The organism is Streptomyces sp. NPDC096079 (genome assembly GCF_040303145.1).
Taxonomy (GTDB): domain Bacteria; phylum Actinomycetota; class Actinomycetes; order Streptomycetales; family Streptomycetaceae; genus Streptomyces.
Genome location: NZ_JBEOST010000005.1, coordinates 257,460 through 283,773, shown reverse-complemented (window position 1 = coordinate 283,773; position 26,314 = coordinate 257,460). Strand labels below are relative to the sequence as shown.

The window sequence follows — 26,314 nt, the reverse complement described above, 5'->3', positions numbered from 1 at the left end:
CCCTCCCTTTTCTTCGCACGTACGAGACTGAGTGCGTGATCCGAAACGACGCACTCGACCGTCTCCCCGTCCGCCATGCCGTCCCCGAGCTGCTCAGCGCGCTCGCGGAGCGCGGTGCGGCGGTGCTCTCCGCTCCTCCCGGCACCGGCAAGACGACGCTGGTGCCGCTGGCGCTGGCCGGGCTCATAGGGGACGGGCCGGAGCGCCGGGTGCTCGTGGCCGAGCCGCGGAGGATGGCGGTGCGGGCGGCGGCCCGGCGGATGGCGTGGCTGCTCGGCGAGGAGGTCGGCGGCGCGGTCGGCTTCTCGGTGCGCGGCGAGCGCCGGGCGGGTCCCGCGACCCGGGTCGAGGTGGTGACCACGGGCGTCCTCCTCCAGCGGCTCCAGCGCGATCCGGAGCTGGCGGGCGTGGACGTGGTGCTGCTCGACGAGTGCCACGAGCGGCACCTCGACGCCGACACGGCGATGGCCTTCCTGGTGGACGTGCGGGCGGCGCTGCGGCCGGAGCTGAAGCTGATCGCCGCGTCGGCGACCAGTGACGCCGCGGCCTGGGCGGACCTGCTCACGGTCCTGGACGGGAGCGGGCCCGCGCCGGTGGTGCGGAGCAAGGGCGAGGGCCACAGCTGCCGGGTCTTCTTCGCGGAGCCGCCCCCGGGCGTCCGGCCCGCGCACGGCACCTGGGTGGATCCGGCGCTGCTGCGTCACGTGGCGGCGACGGTACGGCTCGCGATGGAGCGCCACGAAGGGGACGTGCTCTGCTTCCTGCCGGGCACGGGGGAGATCGCGCGGACGGCCGGCCTGCTGGCCGGCGTCGACGCCGAGGTGCTGCAGCTGCACGGCCGCGCGCCTGCGGCGGTGCAGGACGCGGTGCTGCGCGGCGCGGAGCCGGGCGGACGGCGCAGGGTGGTGCTCGCGACCTCGGTGGCGGAGTCCAGTCTGACGGTGCCGGGGGTGCGGATCGTCGTGGACTCGGGTCTCGCGAGGGAGCCGCGCATGGACCACGCCCGGGGACTGGGCTCGCTGGCGACGGTGACGGTGTCCGAGGCGACGGCGACCCAGCGGCTCGGTCGCGCGGGCCGTGAGGCCTTCGGCTTCGTGTACCGGTGCTGGGCGGAGGCGAGCGACGGCGGCAGGCCGCGCTTCCCCTCGCCGGAGATCAAGGTCGCCGACCTGGCGGACTTCGCCCTGCGGGCCGCCTGCTGGGGGGACCCGACGGCGACGGGGCTCGCGCTGCTCGACGCGCCGCCGGCCGGGGCGATGGCGGCCGCCCGCGCGGTGCTCGGGTCGATCGGCGCCGTGGACGGGGACGGCCGGGCCACGGAGCGGGGCGTGCGGATGTCCCGGCTCGGACTGCACCCCCGATTGGGGCGCGCGCTCCTGGACGGTGCGCCCGAGGTCGGGGTCCGGCGGGCGGCGGAGGTCGTGGCGCTGATCGGCGAGGAGCCGCCGCGCGACTACGGGGACGATCTGGTGGCGGCCTGGCGTGCGGCGCGTCAGGGCTCCGACGGGTACGGTGCGCGCTGGCGGGCGGAGGCGCGCCGCCTGGAGCGGTCCGCGGGCGAGGCGCTGGGCGGGGGCGGGGCGGCCGCGGGGCAGGCGGGGGACGACCTGGCGGCCGGGCTCGTGACGGCGCTGGCGTTCCCGGAGCGGGTGGCCAGGGCCCGGGAGCAGGGCGGCTATCTGATGGTGTCGGGGAGCGGGGCGCGTCTCGCCGAGGGGTCCGGGCTGCGGTCGAGCCCGTGGCTCGCCGTGGCGGTGGCGGACCGGACCGCGCGGGACGCCACGGCGCGGGTGCGGCTCGCGGCCGTGGTGGACGAGTCCGTGGCGTGCCGGGCGGCCGGGCATCTGCGGAGCACGGGCGAGGAGGTCCACTGGGAGGACGGGGACGTGGTCGCCCGGTCCGTGGACCGACTGGGCGCGGTCGAGCTGACGGTCCGGCCCCTGGGCGCGGGGGCCGAGCCGGCGCTGGTGCGGGAGGCGGTGCTCGACGGTCTGCGGCGTGAGGGGACCGGGCTGCTGCGGTGGCGCCGGGAGGCGTCGGAGCTGCGGGAGCGGCTCGCGTTTCTCCACCGGGAGCTCGGGGAGCCGTGGCCGGACGTGTCGGAGGGGGCGCTCGTCGAGCGGGCCGGGGAGTGGCTGGAGCCGGAGCTGTCGCGGGCGTCGCGGCGGGCGGATCTGGGGCGGATCGACGCCGGGGAGGCGCTGCGGCGGTTGCTGCCCTGGGCGTCGGGCGAGGGCGCCCGGCTGGACGAGCTGGCGCCGGAGCGGATCGAGGTGCCGAGCGGTTCGCGGATACGGGTCGAGTACGGGGGCGAGCGGCCGGTGCTGGCGGTGAAGCTCCAGGAGATGTTCGGTCTGGCCGAGACGCCCCGGGTGGCGGGGGTGCCGGTGCTCGTCCATCTCCTCTCCCCCGCCGGGCGGCCCGCGGCGGTCACGGCGGACCTGGCGTCGTTCTGGCGGGACGGCTACCGCGCGGTGCGGGCGGAGCTTCGGGGGCGCTATCCGAAGCACCCGTGGCCGGAGGATCCGGCCACGGCGGTGCCGACCCGGCACACCAGCGCCCGGCTCAGAGGGGAGCGCTGACCGGGGTCGGGGCGGGGGCGGCGGGCGGTTCCGGCTCGGGGCGGCGCGAGCGGGCCTCCAGCCAGAGGGCGAGGGCGAGGAGGAGGAGAGCGAGGAAGGTGAGGGTCCACGGGATGTAGGAGACGAGCATGAGGACCATGAGGCGGTTGGCGGAGACCATCTCGCCGATGCTCTCCAGGTAGTCCTCGCGCATCTTCACGTGGCCCGCGAAGACGGTGAGGGTGTCCTGCCCCATCAGCGCCTTGGCGTTGCGGAGCTCCTCCTTGTGGATCTCCTCGCCGTTGACGGGGGCTCCGGTGACGGGCTCGATCCAGAACATGCGCTTGGTCGTGTACCAGCGGGTGAGGCCCGAGTCGGCGAGGATCTTGGGGGTGATGCCCTTGACCGGCATGGTCTTGGGCATGGGGACCTTGGTCCAGGGGATGGTCTGCTCGAAGTAGTAGACCTCCATGCCGCGGAAGGTTTGGGTGCCCTTGTAGTGGATGGGGGCCGAGGTGCGGGTCTGGGCGTCGAAGTACTGGTAGTCGCGCTTCTCGGTGAGGAAGGGGAACTTGAACTCGATGCCCTCGCGCCGGACCGGGTCGCCGTCGACCGACTCACCGGTGGCGTGGACGGGGTCCTGGGTGTGGGCGTCGAAGATGTACCGCTCCGGGACCTGGGAGACCATCTTGCCGTCGGGCCCGGTCACGTAGGCGAGGGCGTCCCAGACGACGACGTCGCGCCCGGCGTCGCGCTCGATGCGCCGCGACTCCTCCACGTTGCCCTTGAGGGTCTGGATGATCGTGATCTTGTCGACCTGCTCGGCCTTGAGCGTGGAGTAGTTGAGGAGGGTCGCGGGCCGCGCCTCCAGAACGGTGTCCTGGTACTGGTTCGCCGGGATCTTCGCCAGGCGGGGGAAGGCGTACCAGCGCAGGGTGGGGGCCATCGCGGCGCAGAAGACGGCGAGGGCGAGGAGGACGAGGCTGGCTCGGCGGCGCACGGTCGGCCCCCTACTTCTTGGGGCCGGGATCGGCGGTCAGCAGGGGCTTGGGCGAGGTGGGCCCGTCGGGCGGCAGATCGACCACGGAGAGGAGCAGGACGAAGAGGAGGACTGGGGCGAGTCCGATGGCGGCGGCGACGAGGGCGCGCATGGTCGGCCTCCCGGGATGCGATCTGATAGGTCGTCAGGGCGGGGGCACCGTAGCAACGCGGCCGTGAGATGAGAACACGTCGCACCCGGGTAACAGCGAAGCGCCGCCCCCGCGTCCGGTGCGGACGGAGGGGCGGCGCGGAGACGGAGGCCCGGCGGGTCCCGGGCGGTCAGGCCCAGGGCCCGGCAGGTCCCGGGGCGGTCAGGCCCAAGACCCCGTGGATCCCGGGCGGTCAGGCCCGGGGCCCGGTGGGTCCCGGGGCGGTCAGGTCGAGGGGGAGGAGCTGGGCGAGGGGCTTGCCTCGGGTGTGCCGCTGCCGGAGGGCGTCGGCTCGGGGGTCGTCCCCGGGTCCGGCGTCGCGGGCGCGGTGACCGTGAGGTCGACGAAGGTGGTGCCGCCGCCGGGCGCGGTGAGCTTGAGGTAGAACGTGCCCGCCGTGGTGCCGGCGAGGAGGTCGCCCGGCTCGAAGGTGAGCAGCCCGTTCGTCCCGGTCTTGAGGGTGACGGTACGGACCGTGGTGCCGTCGGCGCTCTTGAAGGAGGGGCCCTCGGTGGCCGCCTGGGCGTCCGTCTTGGAGGTGACGATGACCGCGGTGACGAGGACGCCGGGGGCGAGGGCGCCCTTGTCGGTGGCCTTCACCTCGACCTGCTGCGCGAAGGAGGTGCCGGTCGTCGCCGACAGCGGGTCGCCGGCGACGCGGGTGAGGGTGTCGGCCTGGCGCTCCGTGACGGTCGCGGCGAAGTCGGCCGCGGCCAGGGTGGCGCGGCCCACGACGGTGGCCCGCACGGTGAAGGAGCCCGTCTTCTCGCCGGCCCGGAGGGCGGGCGAGGTGGCGAGGCCGGTCGTCCCGGTGCTGATGGTGGCGCTGGTGCCGCCGCCGACGAAGCGGGTGTCGGTGGTCCCGACGATCTCGAAGCGGATGCTCACGCCGGCGACCGGCTTGCCCGAGGCGTCGAACGCTCCGACGCGGGGGGCTCCCGTGAAGGCGCTGCCGGTGGTCGCGGTGAGCTTCTGGTTGGCCACGACCGTGAGCCGAGTGACCTTGGCGGATGCCGGGAGGCTGGGCGGCGTCACCGGCGGGGTGACCGGGGGCTTGGTGGGGACGGTCGGGGGCTTGACCGTCCCGGGGCGGTTCTCCGAGGGCTTCGGCTTCGGGGTCCCCGGCGTCGGGGTCGGCGTCGTGGGGACCGTCGGGAGCGGCGTGGTGGGACGGTTGCCGCCCAGGTTGCCGTCGTCGCTGCGGTCGACCGGCAGCACGCCCGTGCCGTCCGGGACCTGGTGGGTGCCGCGCTGGTAGAAGGAGACCCAGGACAGGACCGTGTTCAGGTACTCCTGCGAGTGGTTGTAGCTGAGGATCGCGGCGTCGAGGTCGGCCTTCAGCGCGAGGTCGCGGTCGTTGGCGCAGAGGTAGAGGCCGGCGGCCTGCGCCGCGTCGTAGATGTTGTTCGGGTCCTTCTTCCCGTCGCTGTTGGCGTCCTGGCCCCAGGTGGCCCAGGTGGACGGGATGAACTGCATCGGGCCGACGGCCCGGTCGTGGACCTTGTCGCCGTCGTAGGCGCCGCCGTCGGTGTCGGTGATGTTGGCGAAGCCGTTGCCGTTGAGGGCGGGCCCGAGGATCGCCGGCGATGCCGTGCCGTTGGCGTCGACCCTGCCGCCGCGCGCCTGGCCGGACTCGACCTTGCCGATGCCCGCGAGCAGCTGCCACGGAAGGTTGCAGCCGGGGTCGGTCGAGCGTATCGACAGTTCGGCGCGCTTGTAGGCGGAGTAGACGGACGCGGGTATGCCGGCCTCGGCCGGTCCGGCGATGACCGGCAGATGGGGGCTCACCCCGGGCACGTTGGGCGGGTTCAGCGGCGGCAGGTCCGTGTAGTACGGGTCGTCGCCCGTCGCGGAGTCGCCCCGGGACGGCGGTGCCGTGTCGCCCGCGCCGATCGCGTGGTCCCCACCCGTGTTGTCCGCGGCCGGCGGCATCGCCTCCGGTGCCTGCGAGGCGGCGAGCGCGGCGACCGCCGCGGCCATCACGACACCACTGGTGGCTCCCTTGCGCAGCCGGTGGCCGATGTGCGCTGCCATTCCGTCGTCCCCTCCCGATCGACGCGGCCGCACGCTCCCCGCGTGAAACCTCTGGCGACCCTATGCCAACTCCGGACCGGCGAGTACCGGCTCCTGACCGTGTTTCACGGTTTCGTCACCTCTTGGCCGCCTGCCGACCAGCTGAGTCCGGGAACCGATCAGAGGGTCCCCGCCCTCTTGCACTCCGGCCGACCGCGCCCTGCGATCACCGGACCCTGGGGGGACTCCCGTTGCCGTTCACGCTGAGCCACGCCGCCGCCGTGCTGCCCGCGCTGCGCGCGAACGGAACCGCGCGGGGACCGCTGGTCGCGTCCGCGCTCGTCGCCGGTTCGTTCTCGCCCGACATGACCTACTTCGCCGCGACCGCGGTCCCCGGCGCGATGGAACTCGGTGACATCACCCACTCCCCCCTCGGGATCGTCACGGCGGACGTGCTGATCACCGTCGGGCTGCTGGCCCTGTGGCTGACCGTGCGCGAGCCGCTCGTCGCGCTGCTGCCCGCCCGGTGGCGGGGCAGGGTGTACGGGCTCGTCCGGGGCCGTCCGTGGCGCGAGCGGCACCCGGGCGCTTTCGTCGGCTGGTTCTGCCTCTCGGCGATCCTCGGCGCCACGACCCACGTGGTGTGGGACTCCTTCACGCACCTCGACCGCTGGGGCACCCGCGCGATCCCGTTCCTCGGCGAGGTCGTGGCCGGCTTCCCCGTCTACCTCTACGCGCAGTACGGCGGTTCGGCGCTGGCCCTGGGACTGCTGGGCTGGTGTACGGCGCGGGCGCTGCGCGGGGCCCCGGAGGCGGAGCCGCCGTCCCGGTTCCGGGCGCCGGACCGGCGTGGGCGGCTCCTCGCCGCGGGGCTGATCGGCGGCTGCGTCCTGGCCGGGGTCGCCCACCGGGTGCTGCGCTGGGCCGCGTACTGGGGCTGGGACCGGATCGAGACGCCCCTGGACGTCATCCCGACGGCCTGCTTCGGCGCCGGCTCGGGGCTCGCCGTCGGGCTCGTGCTGTACGGGACGGGGGCGCGGCTCCTCGGATCACCGCGGGCCCGGACGACGCCCCCGGCCACTCCGGTCCGTCAGGGGCTCGCGGACCCGGCCGGTCCGCCGGAGCGCTCCCGTCAGGGATCTCGCTGATCCTCTCCGGCGGGGTGAAGTCGCGGGCCGCGGTGCCGCCCGAGAGCCTGCGGTGCACGGCGAGGGCGACGCTCTCCAGGGTGCGGACGCCGTACCGCATGGTGGGGTTGTCGTGGCTGAGGAGGACGATCCGGTAGTCGAGAGCGGGGCGCGCCCCACCGGTGTCCGTGTCGCTGCCCGCGCCCGCGCCGGTGTCGGTGCCCGTGCCCGTGCCCCTGTCGCTGCCCGCGCCCGCGCCGGTGCCGGTGCCGGTGCCGGTGCCGGTGCCCGTGCCCCGGTCGCTGCCCGCGCCCGTGCCCGTGCCCGTGTCGTTGCCCTGCTCCGTGCCCGCCCCCGTGTCGGTGTCCCTCTCCTCGGCCGAGTCCGTCGCGTCCTTCGCCGCGCGCACGACGCCGACGCTGTGGACGCGCCAGGCGTGGGTCGCGCGGGGCAGCCAGCCGTTCTTGAGGTGGACCTTGACCGCGCGGGGCGCGCCGGCGGAGACGCCCCAGGCCTGTTCCCTGACGACCTGCCCCATCAGGGACAGGGCCTCGGTGCGCCGGGAGACCGCGGCGAGGAGGGCGAGCTGGTCGCGTGCGGTCGTGCGGGTGAGCCCCCAGTAGCGGTCGTGGCCGAGGACGGTGTCCCGGGCGCCGGCCTCCCGCAGCACCCTGTTCAGCCGGGCGCGGGACAGTCCGTCCCACAGCTGGGTGGCGGCGGTGTTGTCGGAGCGGGTGATCATCGCCTTGAGCCGCCGCGACTCCTGCCGGGTGGGCGTGCGTCCCAGCTCCTCCGCGCGCCCGAGGACGGCCTGCATGATCAGGACCTTGGCGATGCTGGCGGAGTCGTACGCGAGGGTGTCGGTCAGTCCGCAGCGCAGGCCGCGCCCCGGGTCGTGGATCGCGAGGGAGACCGTGCTCTTCCGGCCCTTGAGCGCGGCGGCGATGTCCCGGGACAGCCGAGCGGCGAGGGCGGGCTCACGGGACGAGGTGCAGAGTACGGGCGCGGGGCGCGTCGTGTGCGCGTGGGCGGGATGGGGCCAGGCGGGGACCGACGCGCTGAGGAGGGCGGCGAGGAGGGCGCAGCTGGGGAGGAGCGGGGGGCGGCGCGTGATCATGTCCCCCAGTGTCGGGAGCGGCGCGGCGGGGCCGCCCCTTCGACTGGTCCACCTGGCGCACGCCCACGCCCGTGCGGGCGCCACCCACCACGGGCGTGGGCGCCGCCCAGCACGGGGTGGCGTCAGTGTGCCGCCGAGTCCCAGTTCGGGCCCACGCCCACCGAGACGTCCAGGGGGGCGCGGAGGTCGGCGGCGGCCGACATCTGCTCGCGGAGCAGGGCCTCGACCTGCTCGCGCTCGCCCGGGGCGAGTTCGAGCACGATTTCGTCGTGGACCTGGAGGAGCATCCGGGAGGCGAGGCCCGCCGCGGTCAGTGCCCGGTCGACGTTCAGCATGGCGACCTTGACGATGTCGGCGGCCGTGCCCTGGATGGGGGCGTTGAGCGCCATCCGCTCGGCGGCCTCGCGACGCTGCCGGTTGTCGCTGTTGAGGTCCGGCAGGTAGCGGCGGCGGCCCAGCATCGTCTCGGTGTACCCGGTGGCGCGGGCCTCGTCGACGACGCGCCGCAGGTAGTCCCGCACTCCGCCGAAGCGCTCGAAGTAGGTGTCCATCAGGCCGCGGGCCTCGCCCGGGTCGATGCTCAGCTGCTGCGAGAGGCCGAACGCCGAGAGGCCGTAGGCCAGGCCGTACGACATGGCCTTGATCTTGCGGCGCATCTCCGCGTCGACGGCGGACCGCTCGACGCCGAAGACCTGGGAGGCGACGGTGGTGTGGAGGTCCTCGCCGGAGGTGAACGCCTCGATGAGGCCCTCGTCCTCGGAGAGGTGGGCCATGACGCGCAGCTCGATCTGGCTGTAGTCGGCGGTCATGAGGGCCTCGAAGCCCTCGCCGACGACGAAGCCGTGCCGGATGGCGCGGCCCTCGTCCGTCCGCACCGGCACGTTCTGCAGGTTGGGGTCGGTCGAGGAGAGGCGGCCGGTCGCGGCCACGGTCTGGCTGAAGGTGGTGTGGATGCGGCCGTCGGCGGCGACGGTCTTGATCAGGCCCTCGACGGTGGAGCGCAGGCGGGCCTGCTCGCGGTGACGGAGCATGATCACCGGCAGGTCGTGCTCGGTCTGGCCGGCCAGCCAGGCGAGCGCGTCGGCGTCCGTCGTGTACCCGGTCTTGGTCTTCTTGGTCTTCGGCAGGTTCAGCTCGCCGAAGAAGACCTCCTGGAGCTGCTTGGGCGAGCCGAGGTTGAACTCGTGGCCGACGGAGGCGTGGGCCTCCTTCACGGCCTGCTGCACGGCGCCGGCGAACTGCAGCTCCATGGCCTCCAGGTGGTCGCGGTCGGCGGCGATGCCGTGGCGCTCCAGCCGGGCGAGGAGCGCGGAGGTGGGGAGCTCGACCTGGTGGAGGAGCTCGCGGGCGCCGACCTCGCCGAGCCGCTCCTCGAAGGCCCCGCCGAGGTCGAGGACGGCCCGGGCCTGGCTCATGAGGGCTTCGGCCTCCGCGGTGTCGTCGGCGCCGAAGGCGAGCTGGCCGTCGGCGGCGGCGGCCGGGGCGAGCTCCCGGTGGAGGTACTCGACGGAGAGCGCGTCGAGGGCGAAGGAGCGCCGGCCGGGCTTGACGAGGTAGGCGGCGAGGGCGGTGTCCATGGTGACGCCCGCGACGCTCCACCCGTGCTCGGGGAAGACCCGCATGGCGCCCTTGGCGTTGTGCATGGTCTTCGGCCGCTCGGGGTCGGAGATCCAGGCGGCCCAGGCCTGCTCGTCGGCCTCGTCGAGGGCGCTGGGGTCGAACCAGGCGGCGGCTCCGCCGGCGGCGGCGAGGGCGACCTCGCCGACGCTCCCGGTGCCGAGGGCCCAGCTGTCGACGGTGGCGATGCCGAGGGGCTCGGTGCCGTGCTCGGCGAGCCAGGGGGCGAGCTCGCCGGCGCCGAGGACGGTGAAGTCGAGCTCGACGCCCGCGGCGGGGGCGGGCGGGGCCTCTTCCTCGGCGCCGGGGTCGACGGCGAGGAGCCGCTCGCGCAGCGAGGGGTTGCGGATCTCCAGGGTGTCGAGGACGAGGGCGACGGCCGTGCGGTCGTAAGGCTCGCGGGCGAGCTCCGTCACGGTCTTCGGCAGTTCGACGTCCCGGACCATCTCGGTGAGACGGCGGTTGAGCTTGACCGACTCCAGGTGGTCGCGGAGGTTCTGCCCGGCCTTGCCCTTGACCTCGTCCGCGCGCTCGACGAGCTCCGCGAAGGAGCCGAACTGGTTGATCCACTTGGCGGCGGTCTTCTCGCCGACGCCGGGGATGCTCGGCAGGTTGTCGGACGGGTCGCCGCGCAGGGCGGCGAAGTCGGGGTACTGCGAGGGGCTCAGTCCGTACTTCTCCTGGACCTTCTCCGGGGTGTAGTGGGTCACCTCGGAGACGCCCTTGATGGGGTAGATCACGGTGGTCCGGTCGGAGACCAGCTGGAAGGAGTCCCGGTCGCCGGTGAAGATCAGGACGTCGAAGCCCGCGGCCTCGGCCTGGGTGGCGAGGGTCGCGATGATGTCGTCGGCCTCGAAGCCGTCGACGGCGAAGCGCGGCACCCGCATCGCGTCGAGGAGCTCGCCGATCAGCTCGACCTGCCCCTTGAACTCGTCGGGGGTCTTCGAGCGGTTCGCCTTGTACTCCGGGAACTCCTCGGACCGCCAGGTCTTGCGGGACACGTCGAACGCGACCGCGAAGTGCGTGGGGGCCTCGTCGCGCAGCGTGTTCGCCAGCATCGAGGCGAACCCGTAGATCGCGTTCGTCGGCTGTCCGGTCGCGGTGGTGAAGTTCTCCGCGGGCAGCGCGAAGAACGCCCGGTACGCGAGCGAGTGCCCGTCCATGAGGAGCAGGCGGGGGCGGGTGTCTGCGGGGTTCTTCGATGCTGTCTCGGCCACGGGACGATCCTGCCACGGCCCACTGACAATCCCGTCCACACCGGTCGGGGTGCCGGGCTGTCCGTGCCGCGTGACAGGATCGTCGGACGTACGCCGCAGTCATATCGCTCAAGGGAGAGCGCGATGGTCAGCAAGCCGCCTGCCGGAGACCCGGTCCAGGACGCACCGCAGGTCACGCCGCCGCAGCACGCCGCCGCCGGCCTGCCCGCCATCGGGCACACCCTGCGGATCGCGCAGGAGCAGATGGGTCTGCGGCGCACGGCGCGGACCCTGCTCAAGGTCAATCAGAAGGACGGCTTCGACTGTCCGGGCTGCGCCTGGCCCGAGGGCGACAAGCGGCACGTGGCGGAGTTCTGCGAGAACGGCGCGAAGGCGGTGGCCGAGGAGGCGACGCTGCGCCGGGTCACCCCGGAGTTCTTCGCCGCGCACCCGGTGGCCGACCTGGCGGACCGCAGCGGGTACTGGCTGGGCCAGCAGGGCCGCATCACGGAGCCGATGCTGCTCCCGGAGGGCGGCGAGCGGTACGAGCCGGTGACCTGGGAGCGGGCGTTCGCGATCATCGCGGAGGAGCTGCGGGCCCTGGCCTCCCCCGACGAGGCGCTCTTCTACACCTCGGGGCGGACGAGCAACGAGGCGGCGTTCCTGCTCCAGCTCTTCGCCCGCGAGTTCGGCACGAACAACCTGCCGGACTGCTCCAACATGTGTCACGAGTCCTCGGGCTCGGCGCTGACGGAGACGATCGGGATCGGCAAGGGCAGTGTGTCCCTGGAGGACCTGCACCGGGCGGACCTGATCATCGTGGCCGGGCAGAACCCGGGGACGAACCATCCGCGCATGCTGTCGGCCCTGGAGAAGGCGAAGGCCTCGGGCGCGCGGATCATCTCGGTGAACCCGCTGCCGGAGGCGGGCCTGGAGCGCTTCAAGAACCCGCAGACCCCGCAGGGCATGCTGAAGGGCGCGGCGCTCACGGACCTCTTCCTGCAGATCCGGATCGGCGGCGACCAGGCGCTCTTCCGCCTCCTGAACAAGCTGGTCCTGGAGACGGCCGGGGCGGTCGACGAGGAGTTCGTACGCGAACACACCCACGGTTACGAGGAGTTCGCGGCGGCGGCGAAGGCGGCCGACTGGGACGAGACGCTCGCCGCGACCGGTCTCGAGCGCGCGGAGATAGAGCGCGCCCTGGAGATGGTGCTGGCCTCCGAGCGGACGATCGTCTGCTGGGCGATGGGCCTGACGCAGCACAAGCACTCGGTGCCCACCATCCGCGAGGTGGTCAACCTCCTTCTCCTCCGGGGGAACATCGGCCGGCCGGGCGCGGGCGTGTGCCCGGTGCGCGGCCATTCGAACGTGCAGGGCGACCGCACGATGGGCATCTTCGAGCGCCCCGCGCCGGCGTTCCTCGACGCCCTGGACAAGGAGTTCGGGATCGTCTCGCCGCGCCACCACGGCTTCGACGTGGTGCGCTCGATCCAGGCGCTGCGCGACGGCGAGGCGAAGGTGTTCTTCGCGATGGGCGGCAACTTCGTGGGGGCGACGCCGGACACGGAGGTGACGGAGGCGGCCATGCGGAACGCGCGCCTGACCGTGCACGTGTCGACGAAGCTGAACCGCTCGCACGCGGTGACGGGCCGGCGGGCGCTGATCCTGCCGACGCTCGGCCGCACCGACAAGGACACGCAGAAGAGCGGCCGGCAGTTCGTGACGGTCGAGGACTCGATGAGCCTGGTGCACGCCTCCCGGGGCAATCTGCCGCCGGCGAGCCCGCACCTGCTGTCGGAGCCGGCGATCGTGGCGCGGATGGCGCGGGCCGTCCTCGGCGACGGATCGGCCACGCCCTGGGAGGAGTTCGAGGCCGACTACGCCCGGATCCGGGACCGCATCGCGCGCGTGGTGCCCGGTTTCCAGGACTTCAACGCCCGTCTGGCGGCGAGCCCGGGCGGCTTCGCGCTGCCGCACGCCCCGCGGGACGAGCGCCGCTTCCCGACGAAGACCGGCAAGGCCAACTTCACGGCCGCGCCCGTGGAGTACCCGAGGGTGCCCGAGGGGCGGCTGCTGCTGCAGACGCTGCGCTCGCACGACCAGTACAACACCACGATCTACGGCCTGGACGACCGCTACCGGGGGATCAGGGGCGGCCGCAGGGTGGTGCTCGTGCACCCGGAGGACGCGGCGGCGTTCGGCCTCGCGGACGGGGCGTACACGGATCTGGTGAGCGAGTGGACGGACGGCTCAGAGCGGCGGGCGCCCGGCTTCCGGGTGGTGCACTACCCGACGTCCCGGGGGTGCGCGGCGGCGTACTACCCGGAGACGAACGTCCTGGTCCCGCTGGAGTCGACGGCGGACATCAGCAACACCCCCGCGAGCAAGTCCGTGATCGTGCGTCTGGAACAATCACAGTCCGCCTAAGCGTTTGCTCAGGCGGTCGCGATCGCGACAGACAGCCGTACGAAGACGAACGGAGCCGGGCCCATGGGTGAGCAGCAGCACGTGAAGTTCCCGCAGGAGGTCATCGACGAGTACGCGGCGCTGGGCGTCGACCTCCCGGCGCTCTTCTCGGCCGGGCACCTGGGGAACCGGATGGGCGTGCAGATCCTGGAGGCCTCGGCCGACCGGGTCGTCGGCACGATGCCGGTGGAGGGCAACACCCAGCCGTACGGGCTGCTGCACGGCGGCGCCTCCGCGGTGCTCGCCGAGACGCTGGGCTCCGTCGGTTCGATGCTGCACGGCGGGGTCTCGAAGATCGCCGTCGGCGTCGACCTGAACTGCACCCACCACCGCGGGGTGCGGAGCGGCCTGGTGACCGGCGTCGCGACCCCGGTGCACCGGGGGCGGACCACCGCCACGTACGAGATCGTGATCAGCGACGAGCAGGGCAAGCGGGTCTGTTCGGCGCGGCTGACCTGCCTGCTGCGCGACGTCACCGCGAAGGACGCGGGCAACCTTCCGGAGGCGGGCGCGGGAGCCTGACGCGCGACCGGGCGAACCACGAAGGGGCGGCACCCACGGGTGCCGCCCCTTCGCGCGTTCACCCGCCGTCCCCGCCACCCCCTGGTTTTCCTCACTCTCCGTGATCTTCGCACGATGTGGAAAGGGGGGCGGCGGGTGAGCCGTTCCGTCCGCTCAGGTTTCTGCCGTTGTCCGATATCCGGAGAGTCGAACGGGTGGTGCGACAGGACCAAGATTCGCTCAAGCCCCTTAGCGGAACTGCGCGTTCTCAGTATGTGAACACTGCAATACAGACCCCTATGCCCCGGTTTTCCCATCCGACGCGCACACTCTTTCCCCGTCGGCATAACAAGACAGTCACATCCTGACCTCGCCGCTCCCCGACCCTCCCCACCTGCGCTTAGAGTCACCGCCAGTCACCGCGCCGCCGGGCGCGTCCTACTGCACGGCCCTGTACCAACCCAGTACGGCCCGGCGTACCAAAACGGCACCCCTCGCTCCGCAGCTTCACGGCACCGCCTCATTCCGAGGGGGCCGCGCCAGGGAAAGGACCCTTCGTGCGAAACCGTTCGTTGCTCATACTCACCACCGCGGTCACCGCGGGAGCGCTCACGCTCACCGCCTGTGGTTCGCGTGACGACAAGGGCGGCGCCGAGAACGGGGACAACGGCAACGTCACCGTCACCATCGGTCTCGACGCGCCCCTCACGGGTGAGCTGTCCGCCCTCGGCCTCGGCATCAAGAACTCCGCCGACCTCGCGGTCAAGACGGCCAACAAGAAGGCCTACGTCAAGGGCGTGACGTTCAAGCTGGAGACCCTGGACGACCAGGCGCAGCCCTCCGCCGGCCAGCAGAACGCCACCAAGTTCGTCGCCGACAAGGCCGTCCTCGGCGTCGTCGGCCCGCTGAACTCCTCGGTGTCCGAGTCGATGCAGAAGGTCTTCGACGACGCCAAGCTGGTGCAGGTCTCCCCGGCCAACACCAACCCGTCCCTGAGCCAGGGCGCCAACTGGGCCACCGGTGACAAGAAGCGCGGCTACGCGGCGTACTTCCGCACCGCGACCACGGACGCCATCCAGGGCCCGTTCGCCGCGCAGTACGTCGTCAAGGAGGCCAAGAAGACCAAGGCCTTCATCATCGACGACAAGAAGACCTACGGCGCCGGCCTCGCGGGCACCTTCAAGGGCGAGTTCGAGAAGCTCGGCGGCAAGGTCCTCGGCACCGAGCACATCAACCCCGACACCAAGGACTTCTCCGCGGTCGCGACCAAGGTGAAGAGCTCCGGCGCCGACGTCGTCTACTACGGTGGCGAGTACCCGGCCGCCGGCCCGCTGGCCAAGCAGATCAAGGAGGCCGGCGCGAAGGTCACCGTCGTCGGCGGCGACGCGATCTTCAGCCCCGAGTACGTCAAGCTCGCGGGCGCCCCGGCGGCCGAGGGCGACATCGCCACCTCCGTCGGTTCGCCGATCGAGACCCTCCCGTCGGCCAAGGACTTCCTGGCCAACTACAAGGCCGAGGGCTACAAGGAGGCCTACGAGGCCTACGGCGGCTACGCGTACGACTCGACCTGGGCCATCATCGAGGCCGTCAAGAAGGCCGTCGAGGGCAACGGTGGCAAGGTCCCGGAGCGCGCCAAGGTCGTCGAGGCCATGCAGAGCGTCTCCTTCGAGGGCGTGACCGGCAAGGTCGCCTTCGACGAGTTCGGTGACACCACCAACAAGCAGCTGACCGTCTACAAGGTCACGGGCGGCGCCTTCAAGCCGGTCAAGTCCGGCACCTTCGGCGGCTGATCCCCAGCACCCCGTTTCCTGACACTCAGCACCACCCAGCACCACTCAGCACCACTTTCACCGCGCGGGGGGCCGCACCAGGCGCCCCGCGCGGTGTCACATCCGTCGAAAGTCTCGGAGGACAATGCGGTGAACGAACTGCCGCAGCAGCTGGTCAACGGCCTGCTACTGGGATCCATGTACGGGCTCGTCGCCGTCGGCTACACGATGGTCTACGGCATCGTCCAGCTCATCAACTTCGCCCACGGCGAGATCTTCATGACCGGCGGCTTCGGGGCGCTCACGGTCTGGCTCATCCTGCCCGGCGGCACCAGCATGTGGGTCGCGCTGCCCGTCATGCTCATCGGTGCCGTGCTCGTCGCGACCACCATAGCCATCGGGGCGGAACGGTTCGCCTACCGCCCGCTGCGCGGTGGCCCCCGTCTCGCCCCGCTCATCACGGCCATCGGTCTCTCGCTCGCCCTGCAGTACGCGGTGTGGGTGTGGTACCCCGAGGCGAAGTCCGCCCGGACCTTCCCGCAGATCCCCGGCGGCCCGATCGAGCTCGGCCCCGTCACCATCCAGACCGGCGACGTCTTCCTCCTGATCGCCGCCCCGATCTGCATGGCCGTCCTCGCCTTCTTCGTCATGCGGACCCGCGTCGGCCGCGGCATGCAGGCCACGGCGCAGGACCCGGACACCGCGAAGCTCATGGGCGTCAACACCGACCGCATCATCGTGATCGCGTTCGCCCTCGGTGCCGCGATGGCCGCCGTCGGCGCCGTCGCCTACGGCCTCAAGTACGGCGTCGTCGACTACAAGATGGGCTTCCTCCTCGGACTCAAGGCCTTCACGGCCGCCGTCCTCGGCGGCATCGGCAACATCTACGGAGCCATGATCGGCGGAGTGGTCCTCGGCATCGCCGAGACCATGGCGACGGCGTACATCAGCCACATCCCCGGTATGGATCAGCTCGGCGGCCAGTCCTGGGCCGACGTCTGGGCCTTCGTACTCCTCATCGTCGTACTCCTCGCCCGGCCACAAGGCCTCCTCGGCGAGCGCGTCGCGGACAGGGCGTGAGCACCATGACCACCATCTCCGAGAACACGACGGCGCCCGCGGCGCCCGAGCCGACCGCGGCAACCGGTCTCATCGGCTTCGTGCCGGCCCGGATCGCCCGCGCCCTCACCCTGAGCGGCGGCGCCCTCACCGTCGCCGGCTGCTTCCTCAGCTGGACCTGGACGTCCACGTTCCCCGGCGACCTCACGTTTTACGGCTCGCCCGCCGGCCTCCAGATGCAGGTCCTGGTCCTGGGCCTGCTCACCGTCCTCTTCGCCCTCTCGTCGTACGGCGTCAAGGGCACCCGCTGGCTGACCCCGGCCGGCGGCGACGCGGCCCTCAAGGTCGCCGCACTCGCCACCTTCGGCACCACCTGGTTCACCGTCGGCGCCATCAGCGTCGAACTCGGCGGCCCGGTCAACCTGGAGCCGGGCGGCGCCGTCGTCGCACTCTCCGCCCTGCTCACCCTCGTCGGCGCCCTCGCCCTCCCCTTCGAGCGGCCCAAGACGCTGCCCGTGGACCCCGAGGACACCGGCTGGGACCAGTTCAAGCACCGCGCCGGCAACGGCTGGACCAACTTCAAGGCGGCCTTCGCCACCACCGGTCCGGTGCGCCGACTGCCCACGATGCACTCCTCCCTCGAAATCCTGATCATCGCGGGCGTCCTCGCCGTGGCGCTCGGCGTCTTCACCTACGGTGTCGGCACCGAGTACGACGAGCTGTTCCTCGGCTTCCTGATCACCGCCGGCCTCGGCTTCGCCGCCGTCAGCAAGTCCGGCCTCATGGCGCAGGCCACGCAGCTCACCGGCAAGCACCAGAACCTGTCCATCGCCGGCGCGTTCACCGCCGCGGCGCTCTTCCCCTTCACCCAGACCGACGACCAGTACGCGACGCTCGGCGTCTACATCCTGATCTTCGCCACGGTCGCCCTGGGCCTGAACATCGTCGTCGGCCTCGCCGGCCTCCTCGACCTCGGCTACGTCGCCTTCCTCGGCGTCGGCGCCTACGCGGCGGCCCTCGTCTCGGGCGCCCCGACCTCCCCCTTCGGCGTGCACTTCCCCTTCTGGGCCGCCATCCTGGTCGGCGCGGGAGCCTCCCTGGTCTTCGGCGTCCTCATCGGCGCCCCGACCCTGCGCCTGCGCGGCGACTACCTCGCCATCGTCACGCTCGGCTTCGGTGAGATCTTCCGCATCGCGGTGATGAACACCGACGGCACCTCCGGCCCCGACATCACCAACGGCTCCAACGGCATCGCGTCCATCCCGAACCTGAGCATGTTCGGGTTCGACTTCGGCGCCGAGCACTCGATCGCCGGCTTCACCATCGGCCGCTTCGCGAACTACTTCTTCCTGATGCTGCTGATCATGGCGGTCGTCGTGCTGGTCTTCCGCCGCAGCGGCAACTCCCGCATCGGCCGCGCCTGGGTCGCCATCCGCGAGGACGAGACCGCGGCGCTCGCCATGGGCATCAACGGCTTCCGGGTCAAGCTCATCGCCTTCGCGCTGGGCGCCTCGCTCGCCGGCCTCGCCGGCACCGTGCAGGCCCACGTCACCTACACGGTGACCCCGGAGCAGTACCTCTTCGCCGGACCCATCCCGCCCAACTCCGCCTTCCTGCTCGCGGCCGTCGTCCTCGGCGGCATGGGCACCATGAGCGGCCCCCTGGTCGGCGCGTCCCTGCTCTTCCTCATCCCGAACAAGCTCCAGTTCATGGGCGAGTACCAGCTCTTCGCCTTCGGCGTCGCGCTCATCCTCCTCATGCGCTTCCGCCCGGAGGGCATCATCGCCAACCGGCGCAACCAGCTGGAGTTCCACGAGAAGGACGAGACGCCCGCCACGCTCGCCAAGGCAGGTGCCTGAACCATGACGACCACCACCAACCAGGCAGAGACGGCCACGGAGACGGCCGCCGGCACACCCGTGCTCGACGCACGCGGGGTCACCATGCGCTTCGGCGGCCTCACCGCCGTGCGCGACGTGAACCTCACCGTGAACAGCGGCGAGATCGTCGGTCTCATCGGCCCCAACGGCGCCGGCAAGACCACCTTCTTCAACTGCCTCACCGGCCTCTACATCCCCACCGAGGGAGAGGTCCGGTACAAGGGCAAGGTCCTGCCGCCCACGTCCTTCAAGGTCACCGACGCGGGCATCGCCCGGACGTTCCAGAACATCCGGCTCTTCCACAACATGACCGTCCTGGAGAACGTCCTCGTCGGACGGCACACCCGGATGAAGCAGGGCCTCTGGGCCGCGCTGCTCCGCCTGCCCGGCTTCAAGAAGACCGAGGCCGAGGCCGAGCAGCGGGCCATGGAGCTCCTGGAGTTCATCGGTCTCCAGGACAAGGCGCAGCACCTCGCCAAGAACCTCCCGTACGGAGAGCAGCGCAAGCTGGAGATCGCCCGCGCCCTCGCGAGCGACCCCGGCCTGATCCTGCTCGACGAGCCCACCGCCGGCATGAACCCGCAGGAGACGCGGGCGGCGGAGGAACTCATCTTCAAGATCCGGGACATGGGCGTCGCCGTGCTCGTCATCGAGCACGACATGCGCTTCATCTTCAACCTCTGCGACCGGGTCGCCGTGCTGGTCCAGGGCCAGAAGCTGATCGAGGGCGACAGCGCGACCGTCCAGGGCGACGAGCGCGTCATCGCCGCGTACCTGGGCGAGCCGGTCGAGTCGGAGACGGCCCCCGCGCCGGCTGCGGCGGCCGAGGAAGCCGACGCGGCCGAGGAGGCCGAGGAGGCCGAGGAGGCCGAGGAGGCCGAGGAGGCCGAGGAGGCCGAGGAGGCCGAGGAGGCCGAGGAGGCCGAGGAGGCCGAGGAGACCCCCGAGGCCGACGAGACCCCTGAGGCCGACGCGGACGACTCGGACGACGAGACCGACGAGGCCCCGGCAGACGCGGACGACTCGGACGCCGCCCCCTCCGGGGAGACCGCCGAGGAGACCGCCGAGGAGACCGCCGAGGCACCCTCGGAGGACACCAAGCACGACCCTGCTTCGGGCAAGGAGAACGACGCATGACCGCACTGCTCGAAGTCGAGGACCTGCGCGTCGCCTACGGAAAGATCGAGGCCGTCAAGGGCATCTCCTTCTCCGTCGACGCCGGTGAGGTCGTCACCCTCATCGGCACGAACGGCGCCGGGAAGACCACCACCCTGAGGACCCTCTCCGGACTCCTCAAGCCGGTCGGCGGCCAGATCAAGTTCGAGGGCAAGTCCCTCCGCAAGATCCCCGCGCACAAGATCGTCTCGCTGGGCCTGGCCCACTCCCCCGAGGGCCGGCACATCTTCCCCCGGATGACGATCGAGGAGAACCTCCTCCTCGGCGCCTTCCTCCGGAAGGACAGCGCCGGCATCTCCAAGGACGTCCAGCGCGCCTACGACCTCTTCCCGATCCTGGGCGAGCGTCGCAAGCAGGCCGCGGGCACTCTCTCCGGCGGTGAGCAGCAGATGCTCGCGATGGGCCGGGCGCTGATGTCGCAGCCGAAGCTGCTCATGCTCGACGAGCCCTCGATGGGTCTCTCGCCGATCATGATGCAGAAGATCATGGCGACGATCGCCGAGCTGAAGGCCCAGGGCACCACGATCCTGCTCGTCGAGCAGAACGCCCAGGCCGCGCTCGCCCTCGCGGACCAGGGTCACGTCATGGAGATCGGCAAGATCGTGCTCTCGGGCACGGGGCAGAACCTGCTCCACGACGAGTCCGTCCGCAAGGCGTACCTCGGCGAGGACTGAGCCCCTCGAACGGAAGGCCCGCCCCACAGAGCCGTGGGGCGGGCCTTCTCGCGTACGGGGCGGGGGCGGCGGCTACTGCCCCTTGGCCGCCTTCTTCTCCTCGGCGTCCTCGATGACGGCCTCGGCGACCTGCTGCATCGACATGCGGCGGTCCATGGAGGTCTTCTGGATCCAGCGGAAGGCCGCCGGCTCCGTCAGGCCGTACTGGGTCTGGAGGATCGACTTGGCGCGGTCGACGAGCTTGCGGGTCTCCAGGCGCTGGGAGAGGTCGGCGACCTCCTTCTCCAGGGCGCGGAGCTCGGCGAAGCGGGAGACGGCCATCTCGATGGCCGGGACCACGTCGCTCTTGCTGAAGGGCTTCACCAGGTACGCCATGGCGCCGGCGTCCCGGGCGCGCTCGACGAGCTCGCGCTGCGAGAAGGCGGTCAGCATGAGGACCGGGGCGATGGACTCGCCGGCGATCTTCTCGGCGGCGGAGATGCCGTCGAGGACGGGCATCTTCACGTCGAGGATGACGAGGTCGGGGCGGTGCTCGCGGGCGAGCTCGACGGCCTTGGCGCCGTCCCCGGCCTCACCGACGACCGTGTAGCCCTCTTCTTCCAGCATCTCTTTGAGGTCGAGGCGGATGAGGGCCTCGTCCTCGGCGATGACGACGCGGGTCGTCAGCGGCGGGACGTGCGACGCCTCGGCGTCGTCGGCGGGCTGGGGCGACTCGGGGGCGGTCACGGGGGCTCCTCGTTGCGGGGCAAGCACTGCTCCCCTGAGCCTACCCAGCTCCTGTAATGTGGTGCCCCACAGGGGCGGTAGCTCCCTCAGTTTCTAAGGCCCCAGTACTCCAACTGGTCAGAGAGGCCGCTCTCAAACAGCGGACAGTGTGGGTTCGAATCCCACCTGGGGCACTTTTCCTTCGATTCCAAGGCCGAGCAGCCGCCGAGTGATCGTCACCCACACGCGTGAACTCCCCCGAATGGCCCGCGGACTCGCAGCCGCACCAGGCAGCGTCGGCCGCATGTACGACATCGGAACGCGCCAACGAGCACTCACCCTTCTGCGAAGCGGTGCGAAGAACGCGGCGGTCGCCCGGACCCTGAACATCCCGTCCGGCACGATCAGCGCCTGGAAACACGCGGACCTCGCGAGGCGCGGCGAATGCCCCGGCAGGGTCTACCGCCCCCTCTGCCCGCGGTGCGACGGACGCGGGCTCGATGAAGCGGCGTACGCGTATCTTCTCGGGCTGTACCTCGGTGACGGGCACATCAGTCACCCCCCGCAGCACCGGGTGCCGAGCCTGAGGATCACCCTCGACGACGCGTGGCCCGGGGTGCAGCAGGAGGCCATGTCAGCCGTACGTACGGTGTTCCCGGACAACGCGGCCTCCTGGGCACGGAAGATCGGGTGTCGCGACGTCAAGGTGTACTCCAAGCACCTGACCTGCCTCTTCCCGCAGCACGGTCCCGGCAGAAAGCACGAGCGGCTCATCGCGCTCGAAGCCTGGCAGCGGGAGATCGTCGAGCGGCACCCATGGGACTTCATCCGAGGGCTCGTCCACTCCGACGGGAGCCGGATCACGAACTGGACGACGCGGCTCATCGGCGGCGAGCGGAAGCGGTACGAGTACCCCCGCTACTTCTTCACCAACACCTCGGACGACATCACGCGGCTGTACACCGACACGCTGGACCGTGTCGGTGTGACCTGGCGGAGCAGGCGCCGGGCCACCGGGGCACAGGATATCTCCGTCGCCCGCAAGGCATCCGTCGCCCTCATGGACCTGCACGTCGGCCCCAAGCACTGACCCCTACGACAGCGGCTCGCCGATGTGGTGCACGCGGACCAGGTTCGTCGAGCCCGCGACGCCCGGTGGGGAGCCCGCCGTGATGACCACGATGTCGCCCGGGCGGCAGCGGCCGATGCGCAGCAGTTCCTCGTCGACCTGGGCCACCATCGCGTCCGTGGAGTCCACGTGCGGGCCGAGGAAGGTCTCGACGCCCCAGGTGAGGTTGAGCTGCGAACGGGTCGCCGGGTCCGGGGTGAAGGCGAGCAGCGGGATCGGCGAGCGGTAGCGGGAGAGCCGCCTGACGGTGTCGCCGGACTGGGTGAAGGCCACGAGGAACTTGGCGCCCAGGAAGTCGCCCATCTCGGCGGCCGCGCGGGCCACGGCGCCGCCCTGGGTCCGGGGCTTGTTCCGGTCGGTGAGGGGCGGGAGGCCCTTGGCGAGGACGTCCTCCTCGGCGGCCTCCACGATGCGGCTCATGGTGCGGACGGTCTCGATCGGGTGGCGTCCGACGCTGGTCTCGCCGGAGAGCATCACGGCGTCGGTGCCGTCGATGACCGCGTTCGCCACGTCGCTCGCCTCGGCGCGCGTGGGGCGGGAGTTGTCGATCATCGAGTCGAGCATCTGGGTGGCGACGATGACCGGCTTGGCGTTGCGCTTGGCCAGCTTCACCGCGCGCTTCTGGACGATCGGCACCTGCTCCAGGGGCATCTCGACGCCGAGGTCGCCGCGGGCGACCATGATGCCGTCGAAGGCGGCGACGATCTCGTCGATGTTCTCGACGGCCTGGGGCTTCTCGATCTTGGCGATGACGGGGAGCCGGCGGCCCTCCTCGTCCATGATGCGGTGCACGTCGTCGATGTCCCGGGCGCTGCGGACGAAGGAGAGGGCGACGACGTCGGCGCCGATGCGCAGCGCCCAGCGCAGGTCCTCGATGTCCTTCTCGGAGAGGGCGGGGACGGAGACCGCGACGCCGGGCAGGTTGAGGCCCTTGTGGTCGGAGACCATGCCGCCCTCGATCACCCGGGTGTGCACGCGGGGGCCGTCGACGGAGGCGACTTCGAGGGTGACGCGGCCGTCGTCGACGAGGATGCGCTCGCCGGGGGTCACGTCGTCCGCGAGGCCGGAGTAGGTCGTCCCGCAGCAGTGGCGGTCGCCTTCCATGGGTTCGACGGTGATGGTGAACTCGTCGCCGCGTTCAAGGAGTACGGGCCCTTCGCGGAAGCGGCCGAGGCGGATCTTCGGGCCTTGAAGGTCGGCGAGGACTCCGACGCTTCGGCCGGTCTCGTCGGCGGCTTCGCGCACGTGCTGGTAGCGCTTCTCGTGGTCGGCATAGCTGCCGTGGCTGAGGTTGAAGCGGGCCACGTCCATTCCGGCCTCGATCAACGCCTTGATCTGGTCGTATGTTTCGGTGGCGGGCCCAAGGGTACAAACGATTTTCGCTCGGCGCATAAGGCGAGCCTAGGCCTTACCGACCAGTAGGAAATTGGCTCGGCATGACTACTCAACAACCTTTCCGTGAAAGGTTGTTGACAAGTCTTGAATCTGTGCGCGGGCGTGCTCCGATGAGCGAATTTCGCGCCCCTCGGGGGCTCGTCTCAGAGTGCGGGCGCCCGCATCGTGAACCGCGCCACGACCTCGGCCGTCACCGTCTGCCGCTGCGGTTCGAGGTCCAGCGGGGGCGCCTCGCCCGCCGCCTCCGCCGCGAAGGCCACCGGCGCCGCGCCGAACCCGCCGCGCCGCGTCATCGGGGGGAGGTCGAGGCCCGCGTCCGACAGTTCGAGGAGTGAGGAGAGCGAGGTGCCGAGGGCCTCCGCGTAGGCGCGCGCCCGCTGCACGGCCTCGGCGACGGCGAGCCGGCGCGCCTCCGCGTACGCCGGGGACGCAGGCCGCAGCTCCCACCAGGGTCCGTCGACGCTCGTCATCTCCAGGTCGGCGAGCCGTGTCACCAGCTCGCCGAGCGCGGTGAAGTCGGTGAGCTCCGCCGCGACCCGCACCCGGCCCGTATAGGCGTGCACGCGCTCGCCGCGCCCCTTCCGGGTGAGCTCGGGGGCGAGCGACAGGCTTCCCGTCTCGACCTTCTCGACCGCGTCGCCGAGCGCCTTGACCAGGTCGAGCACCCGTGTGTTGCGACGGGTCAGGTCGGCGAGCGTCTCGGCGCGGTCCGTGCCGCGCGCGGAGACGGTCACCCAGATCCGGGCGAACTCCGGGTCGACCTCCAGGCTCCCCTCGCCACGCACCGTCACCTGCGGCGCGTCGGGGGTGGGGTGTGGCTGTGTCATGTCGAACACTTTCCCACTCCGTAACCCGAAAGGTCTGTTGCGACGGTCGGGTCTGAGCCAGAATCTACGCGCGTTGTGCGCCATGACAGCGCCGAACTTAGGGGAGAGAACACATGCCGCTGAACCGCCGGGCCTTCTTGGAGAGCTCCGCCGCCGTAGGAGCCGGAGCCGCCCTCACCGCCGGGGTCGCCGCCCCCGCCGAGGCCCACCAGGCCCGCCCCCGGCCGGCCAAGCGGTACTCGTTCACCGTGATGGGCACCACCGACCTGCACGGCAACGTCTTCAACTGGGACTACTTCACGGACAAGGAGTTCGACGACAAGGCCCACAACGACGTCGGCCTGGCCAAGATCTCCACCCTGGTCGACCAGGTCCGCGCGGCGAAGGGCCGCCGCAACACCCTGCTCATCGACGCCGGCGACACCATCCAGGGCACCCAGCTGTCCTACTACTACGCCAAGGTCGACCCGATCACCGCGCACCACGGCCCCGTCCACCCGATGGCCCAGGCCATGAACGCCATCGGGTACGACGCCGCCGCGCTCGGCAACCACGAGTTCAACTACGGCATCCCGGTGCTCCGCAAGTTCGAGCAGCAGTGCGACTTCCCGCTGCTCGGCGCCAACGCGCTCGACGCCAAGACCCTGCGCCCGGCCTTCGCCCCGTACAGCATGCACTGCCTGCGCACCCCGCACGGCAGGGACGTCAAGGTCGCGGTCCTGGGCCTGACCAACCCGGGCATCGCCATCTGGGACAAGGCGAACGTCACCGGCAAGATGGTCTTCCCCGGCCTGGAGGAGCAGGCCGCGAAGTGGGTGCCGAAGCTGCGCTCCATGGGCGCCGACGTCGTGGTCGTCTCGGCGCACTCCGGCTCCAGCGGCACCTCCTCGTACGGCGACCAGCTCCCGTACGTCGAGAACGCGGCCGGGCTCGTCGCGGAGCAGGTGCCGGGCATCGACGCGATCCTCGTCGGCCACGCCCACACCGAGATCCCCGAGTACCGGGTGAAGAACAAGCAGACCGGCAAGGACGTCGTCCTGTCCGAGCCGCTGAAGTGGGGCCAGCGCCTCACCCTCTTCGACTTCGACCTGGTGTGGGAGAAGGGCCGCTGGGTCGTCGAGAAGGTCGGCGCGCAGGTCCTCAACTCCAACACGGTCGCCGAGGACCCCGAGATCACCGGGCTCCTCTCGGACGAGCACAAGAAGGTCGTCGCCTACGTCAACCAGGTCATCGGCACCTCCACGGCCGCCATGACCACGGCCGACGCGCCGTGGAAGGACGAGCCGATCATCGACCTGATCAACGTCGTCCAGGCCGAGACCGTGAAGGCCGCGCTCGCGGGCGGCGCGTACGCCGCGCTGCCGGTGCTCTCGCAGGCCTCCTGCTTCTCGCGCACGGCCCGGATCCCGGCCGGCGAGATCAGCATCAAGGACGCCGCCGGGCTCTACCCCTTCGAGAACACCCTGGAGGCGCGTCTCCTGACGGGTGCCCAGCTCAAGGACTACCTGGAGTACTCGGCGAAGTACTACGTGCAGACCCCGGCGGGTGCGCCCGTCGACACCTCGAAGCTCACGAACGCGGACGCCACGCCGGACTACAACTACGACGCCGTGTCCGGTCTGACGTACGACATCGACATCGCCAAGCCGGTCGGGCAGCGGATCGTCGGACTGTCCTTCGAGGGCAAGCCGCTCGACCCGGCGGCGACGTTCGTCCTCGCGGTCAACAACTACCGGGCGAGCGGCGGCGGCGCGTTCCCGCACGTCGCCGGCGCCCAGCAGCTGTGGGCGAACTCGGACGAGATCCGCAACACCATCATCCAGTGGGTGAAGGCCAAGGGCACGGTCGACCCGGGCGCCTTCGCGTCGGTGGACTGGAAGCTGACCCGGGACGGCGTCCCGGTCTTCTAGCG

The 26,314-nt window shown here is 71.5% G+C and carries 18 protein-coding genes, 1 tRNA gene and 1 pseudogene; 12 read left to right on the top strand and 8 right to left on the bottom strand.

Annotated features, from left to right (window positions below; genetic code table 11):
* Positions 1-35: 35 nt before the first annotated feature.
* Positions 36-2,582, top strand: a complete 2,547-nt coding sequence (hrpB, locus tag ABTY59_RS13650) for an ATP-dependent helicase HrpB (protein ID WP_352019093.1) — start codon at positions 36-38, stop codon at positions 2,580-2,582.
* On the opposite strand, the gene pgfA is transcribed toward hrpB, so the two are convergent.
* The 3 genes from pgfA to ABTY59_RS13635 form a co-directional block, all read right to left on the bottom strand.
* Positions 2,566-3,561, bottom strand: coding sequence for a cell envelope lipid trafficking protein PgfA (pgfA, locus tag ABTY59_RS13645; RefSeq protein WP_352019092.1), 996 nt, complete (start codon positions 3,559-3,561; stop codon positions 2,566-2,568). The two genes, hrpB and pgfA, sit on opposite strands and share 17 nt — an antisense overlap.
* 10 nt (positions 3,562-3,571) lie before the next feature.
* The gene (locus ABTY59_RS13640; RefSeq protein WP_107072740.1) at positions 3,572-3,712 is read right to left on the bottom strand and encodes an SPW_0924 family protein; all 141 of its coding nucleotides are present in this window, start codon (positions 3,710-3,712) and stop codon (positions 3,572-3,574) included.
* 264 nt (positions 3,713-3,976) lie between these two features.
* A complete protein-coding gene (locus tag ABTY59_RS13635; protein ID WP_352019091.1) occupies positions 3,977-5,785 on the bottom strand; it encodes a lytic transglycosylase domain-containing protein in 1,809 nt (602 codons plus the stop codon).
* Positions 5,786-6,015: 230 nt separating this feature from the next.
* Here ABTY59_RS13635 and ABTY59_RS13630 point away from each other — a divergent pair, with 230 nt between their 5' ends.
* A complete protein-coding gene (locus tag ABTY59_RS13630) occupies positions 6,016-6,912 on the top strand; it encodes a DUF4184 family protein (protein WP_352019090.1) in 897 nt (298 codons plus the stop codon).
* A 391-nt stretch (positions 6,913-7,303) separates the two neighbouring features.
* Here ABTY59_RS13630 and ABTY59_RS13625 read toward each other — a convergent pair.
* Positions 7,304-7,633 (bottom strand): annotated as a pseudogene (locus ABTY59_RS13625) (serine hydrolase); the annotation flags it as partial.
* Positions 7,634-8,130: 497 nt separating this feature from the next.
* Positions 8,131-10,842, bottom strand: a complete 2,712-nt coding sequence (gene polA / locus ABTY59_RS13620) for a DNA polymerase I (RefSeq protein ID WP_352019089.1) — start codon at positions 10,840-10,842, stop codon at positions 8,131-8,133.
* Positions 10,843-10,965: 123 nt separating this feature from the next.
* Between polA and ABTY59_RS13615 the strand changes: the two genes are divergently transcribed.
* The 7 genes from ABTY59_RS13615 to ABTY59_RS13585 all read left to right on the top strand — a co-directional run bounded on the left by ABTY59_RS13615 (position 10,966) and on the right by ABTY59_RS13585 (position 20,346).
* Positions 10,966-13,248, top strand: a complete 2,283-nt coding sequence (locus tag ABTY59_RS13615) for an FdhF/YdeP family oxidoreductase (protein ID WP_352019088.1) — start codon at positions 10,966-10,968, stop codon at positions 13,246-13,248.
* Positions 13,249-13,311: 63 nt separating this feature from the next.
* Positions 13,312-13,809 (top strand): PaaI family thioesterase, encoded by a 498-nt coding sequence (locus ABTY59_RS13610; RefSeq protein ID WP_352019087.1) that lies wholly within the window; start codon positions 13,312-13,314, stop codon positions 13,807-13,809.
* Positions 13,810-14,345: 536 nt separating this feature from the next.
* Complete coding sequence (locus tag ABTY59_RS13605) at positions 14,346-15,578, top strand: branched-chain amino acid ABC transporter substrate-binding protein (protein WP_352019086.1); 1,233 nt, start codon at positions 14,346-14,348, stop codon at positions 15,576-15,578.
* Between the two features lie 129 nt (positions 15,579-15,707).
* Positions 15,708-16,637 carry a branched-chain amino acid ABC transporter permease gene (locus tag ABTY59_RS13600; protein ID WP_329856596.1) on the top strand — a complete coding sequence of 310 codons (930 nt, stop codon included), beginning with the start codon at positions 15,708-15,710 and terminating at the stop codon, positions 16,635-16,637.
* A gap of 5 nt (positions 16,638-16,642) precedes the next feature.
* Entirely contained in the window at positions 16,643-18,475 is a 1,833-nt protein-coding gene (locus ABTY59_RS13595) for a branched-chain amino acid ABC transporter permease (RefSeq protein ID WP_352019085.1), read from the top strand.
* Between the two features lie 3 nt (positions 18,476-18,478).
* Positions 18,479-19,633, top strand: a complete 1,155-nt coding sequence (locus ABTY59_RS13590; RefSeq protein WP_352019084.1) for an ABC transporter ATP-binding protein — start codon at positions 18,479-18,481, stop codon at positions 19,631-19,633.
* Positions 19,630-20,346 (top strand): ABC transporter ATP-binding protein, encoded by a 717-nt coding sequence (locus ABTY59_RS13585; protein ID WP_352019083.1) that lies wholly within the window; start codon positions 19,630-19,632, stop codon positions 20,344-20,346. Before ABTY59_RS13590 ends, ABTY59_RS13585 begins: the two co-directional genes overlap by 4 nt.
* 72 nt (positions 20,347-20,418) lie before the next feature.
* Here the strand turns inward: ABTY59_RS13585 and ABTY59_RS13580 are convergent, their stop codons facing one another.
* Positions 20,419-21,072 (bottom strand): ANTAR domain-containing response regulator, encoded by a 654-nt coding sequence (locus ABTY59_RS13580; protein WP_352019082.1) that lies wholly within the window; start codon positions 21,070-21,072, stop codon positions 20,419-20,421.
* Between the two features lie 98 nt (positions 21,073-21,170).
* On the opposite strand from ABTY59_RS13580, the gene ABTY59_RS13575 reads away from it, so the two are divergent.
* Positions 21,171-21,245: transfer RNA gene (locus ABTY59_RS13575), tRNA-Leu, on the top strand.
* Positions 21,246-21,355: 110 nt separating this feature from the next.
* Positions 21,356-22,141, top strand: a complete 786-nt coding sequence (locus tag ABTY59_RS13570) for a helix-turn-helix domain-containing protein (RefSeq protein ID WP_352019081.1) — start codon at positions 21,356-21,358, stop codon at positions 22,139-22,141.
* A gap of 3 nt (positions 22,142-22,144) precedes the next feature.
* On the opposite strand, the gene pyk is transcribed toward ABTY59_RS13570, so the two are convergent.
* Positions 22,145-23,572: a pyruvate kinase gene (pyk, locus tag ABTY59_RS13565; RefSeq protein WP_352019080.1), complete on the bottom strand. Its 1,428-nt coding sequence runs from the start codon at positions 23,570-23,572 to the stop codon at positions 22,145-22,147.
* Between the two features lie 146 nt (positions 23,573-23,718).
* Positions 23,719-24,402, bottom strand: coding sequence for an SIMPL domain-containing protein (locus ABTY59_RS13560; protein WP_352019079.1), 684 nt, complete (start codon positions 24,400-24,402; stop codon positions 23,719-23,721).
* A gap of 113 nt (positions 24,403-24,515) precedes the next feature.
* On the opposite strand from ABTY59_RS13560, the gene ABTY59_RS13555 reads away from it, so the two are divergent.
* Positions 24,516-26,312: a bifunctional metallophosphatase/5'-nucleotidase gene (locus ABTY59_RS13555; protein WP_352019078.1), complete on the top strand. Its 1,797-nt coding sequence runs from the start codon at positions 24,516-24,518 to the stop codon at positions 26,310-26,312.
* The last annotated feature ends 2 nt before the right edge of the window (positions 26,313-26,314 follow it).